This window comes from Streptomyces sp. NPDC057654 (genome assembly GCF_042800135.1).
GTDB lineage: Bacteria > Actinomycetota > Actinomycetes > Streptomycetales > Streptomycetaceae > Streptomyces.
In genome coordinates this window covers 1-3,144 of sequence record NZ_JBHVHQ010000948.1, presented here as the reverse complement: position 1 = coordinate 3,144, position 3,144 = coordinate 1, and the positions used below count along the sequence as shown (strand labels likewise).

The 3,144-nt window shown below is 71.9% G+C and carries 3 protein-coding genes; 1 reads left to right on the top strand and 2 read right to left on the bottom strand.

The features are described 5' to 3' along the window. Both ACFU99_RS38725 and asnB read right to left on the bottom strand, forming a co-directional pair. Positions 1–345 (bottom strand): GntR family transcriptional regulator (locus ACFU99_RS38725; protein ID WP_384401931.1); only part of this gene is annotated, 345 nt, incomplete at its 3' end. A 94-nt stretch (positions 346–439) separates the two neighbouring features. Then, entirely contained in the window at positions 440–2,299 is a 1,860-nt protein-coding gene (asnB, locus tag ACFU99_RS38720; RefSeq protein WP_384401928.1) for an asparagine synthase (glutamine-hydrolyzing), read from the bottom strand. A gap of 193 nt (positions 2,300–2,492) precedes the next feature. On the opposite strand from asnB, the gene ACFU99_RS38715 reads away from it, so the two are divergent. Next, positions 2,493–3,144 (top strand): GNAT family N-acetyltransferase (locus ACFU99_RS38715; protein ID WP_384401925.1); only part of this gene is annotated, 652 nt, incomplete at its 3' end.

The window sequence follows — 3,144 nt, the reverse complement described above, 5'->3', positions numbered from 1 at the left end:
GGCGTCGTCCACGGCGGCGCGCGCCGCGCGTTCGTCGAGGCCGAGGCGGTGGACGCGCTGCGCGTACGCCTCGGCGGCGCTCGCGGCCTCCCTCTCGGCCGAGTCGCCCGCGGCGGCGACGAAGGTGCCGTTGCGGCCGCGGGTCTCGATCACGCCGTCCGCCTCCAGGGCGCGGTACGCCTTGGCGACGGTGTTCGCGGCGAGGCCCAGGTCCTCGGCGAGGCCGCGTACGGTCGGCAGCTTGTAGCCGGTGGGGAGCGCGCCGGAGCGGGCCTGCCCGGCGATCTGGGCGCGGAGCTGTTCGTACGGCGGGGGCTGCGTGCCCGGATCGACGGTGAGGTGCAGCAAGGCCACGGTGGGACTCCCGGCTGGGGGACGGTTTGTCGCACTCATTGTGCGTCACGCGCCACACCGTGGCCGCCGGGTCTGCCCGGTGTGCCTACAGCTCCAGCTCGACGCCGTAGTTCCGCAGCCAGCTGTCGAGGCCGAGGACGAGTTCCGTGCCCGCCCGGTTGACGGCGCCGGTGGGGTCGGTGAGGGCGTCGGCGACGACGCCCGTGTCGAGCAGCGGCTGCACCGGGGAGTTCTTGTCGGCGGTGACCTGCTTCAGCTCGTCGCGCAGGGCGAGGGCGTAGCGCGGGTCCTGGGTGCTCGGGTAGGGGCTCTTGACGCGGTTGGCGACGGCGTCCGGGAGGACGTCGCGGGCGGCGGCCCGCAGCAGGGACTTCTCGCGGCCGTCGAACGTCTTCATCGCCCAGGGGGTGTTGAAGACGTACTGGACGAGGCGGTGGTCGCAGAACGGCACGCGGACCTCCAGGCCCACCGCCATGCTGGCGCGGTCCTTGCGGTCGAGGAGAATCTGCACGAAGCGGGTCAGGTGCAGATAGCTGATCTCGCGCATGCGGCGCTGGAGCCCGGTCTCGCCGTCCAGGTGCGGGACTTCGGCGAGCGCCTCGCGGTAGCGCTGGTGCTCGTAGCCGGCCAGGTCGAGCTTGGCGAGCAGGCTGCGGTCGAGCAGCCCCTCGCGGCCGGGGTTGCGGCTCTTGCCGCCTGCGAAGCTGCTGGCGACGCCCGCGGCTATCCAGGGGAAGGTGTCGGCGTTCACGGACTCGGGGTCGTGGAACCAGCGGTAGCCGCCGAACACCTCGTCCGCCGACTCGCCGGACAGCGCGACCGTCGAGTGCTCGCGGATGGCCTTGAAGAGCAGGTAGAGGGAGGTGTCGCCGTCGCCGAAGCCGATGGGGAAGTCGCGGGCGGTCAGCACGGCGCCGCGGTGCGCCCGGCTCATCAGGTCGGCGGTGTCGAGGGTGATGTCGGCGTGGTCGGAGCGTACGTACTCGGCGAGCGCGTGCGCGTACGGGCCGTCCGGGGTGGGGCGCAGGTCGTCGGCCTGGAAGTTCTCGGTGTAGCCGGTGAAGTCGACGGCGAAGGAGCGGACGGGTCCGCTGCCGGCCTTCTTGAGGCCCTGGGCGGCGAGGGCGGTGATGGCGGAGGAGTCGAGGCCGCCGGAGAGCAGGGTGCACAGCGGGACGTCGGCGATGAGCTGGCGGGAGACGATGTCGTCGAGCAGTTCGCGGACCGTGTGGACGGTGGTGTCCAGGTCGTCGGTGTGCTCGGAGGACTCCAGGGCCCAGTAGCGGTTCACGGTCAGCTGTCCGCGGCGGACGCGCACGGTGTGGCCGGGGCGGACCTCGTGCATGCCCTTGTAGATGGCGTGGCCGGGGGTCTTGGTGAAGGCGATGAGTTCGGCCATGCCCTCGGCGTCGACGACGGGCCGTACGGAGGGGTGGGCGAGTATGGCCTTGGGCTCGGAGCCGAAGAGGACGCCGTCGGGGGTCGGGTAGTAGTAGAGCGGCTTGATGCCCATGCGGTCGCGGACGAGCAGCAGTTCCTCGGTGCGGGGGTCCCAGAGGGCGAAGGCGTACATGCCGTTGAGCCGTTCGGTGAACGACTCGCCCCATTCGAGGTAGGCGTGCAGCACGACCTCGGTGTCGCTGCTGGTGCGGAAGGCGTGCCCCAGCCCCTCCAACTCGGCTTTCAGCTCGCGGTAGTTGTAGACCTCGCCGCTGTAGGTGGTGGCGAGCAGGGTGCGGCCGTCGCGCTCGACGAGCATCGGCTGTTTGCCGCCCTCGATGTCGATGACGGCGAGGCGGCGGTGGCCGAAGGCCGCGTGGGTGTCCAGCCAGATGCCGGCGGCGTCCGGGCCGCGGCAGCTCATCGTCCGCGTCATCGCGTCGAGCGTGCCGCGCTCGGCGGTCAGGTCCTTGTCATAGGAGATCCAGCCGGTGATCCCGCACATAGTCGCGGTGTCCCCTTTCGGTCGGCCGGCCCGGACACGCCGGGACACAGCTCTGCCCCCGTCGGTTACGGTCCGCCACGTCCCGGCGGCTGACCGCGACGACGACCGTACGCTCCGTTTAGATGCATTCACCATCTATGGTTGGCAAAAACCTGTTGGAACCGGCCAGGGCGGGCCCGTAGCGTGCACCGCCATGACCTTGACGATCAGAGATCTCGCCCCGCCCGACGCGGAGGCCGCCGCCGCGGTGCGGCGCGCGGCCATCCCGTTTCTGCTGGCCACCGCCGATTCGATCGCCTGGGAGGTGGCGCACGCGCCCGCGGCCCAGCGGTTCCGGATGCTGGTGGCCGAATCGGACGGCCGGGTGATCGGCGTCGCCCGCGTCGGCCTCTACCACGACAGCAAGCAACCGGAGCGGGCGTTCGCCCAGCCGTACGTCCTGCCCGAGGAGCGGGGGCACGGGGTCGGCCTCGCGCTGATCCGGGCCGCCGAGGAGTATCTGAGCGGCCTGGGGGCGAGCGCCGTGTACGCGTGGGTGCTGGACGACGGGCACGCGCCGGGCTACGCCGAACGGCGCGGGTACGAGCGCCGCCGCCCGAGCCGCTTCCAGCGGCTGGACCTCGTCGGTACGCCGCTGCCGGAGCTCACGCCGCCGGACGGGGTGGAGCTGCGCCCCTTCGCCGACTTCGCGGACGACCCGCGCCCGCTGTACGAGACGGACATGGAGGCCATCGCGGATGAGCCGGGCGAGGTGGCGTCCAGCGGCGACACGTACGAGAACTGGCTCGAATGGACGTGGCGCACCCCCCTTCTGGACCGCGGCCTGAGCACGGTCGCCGTCGTGG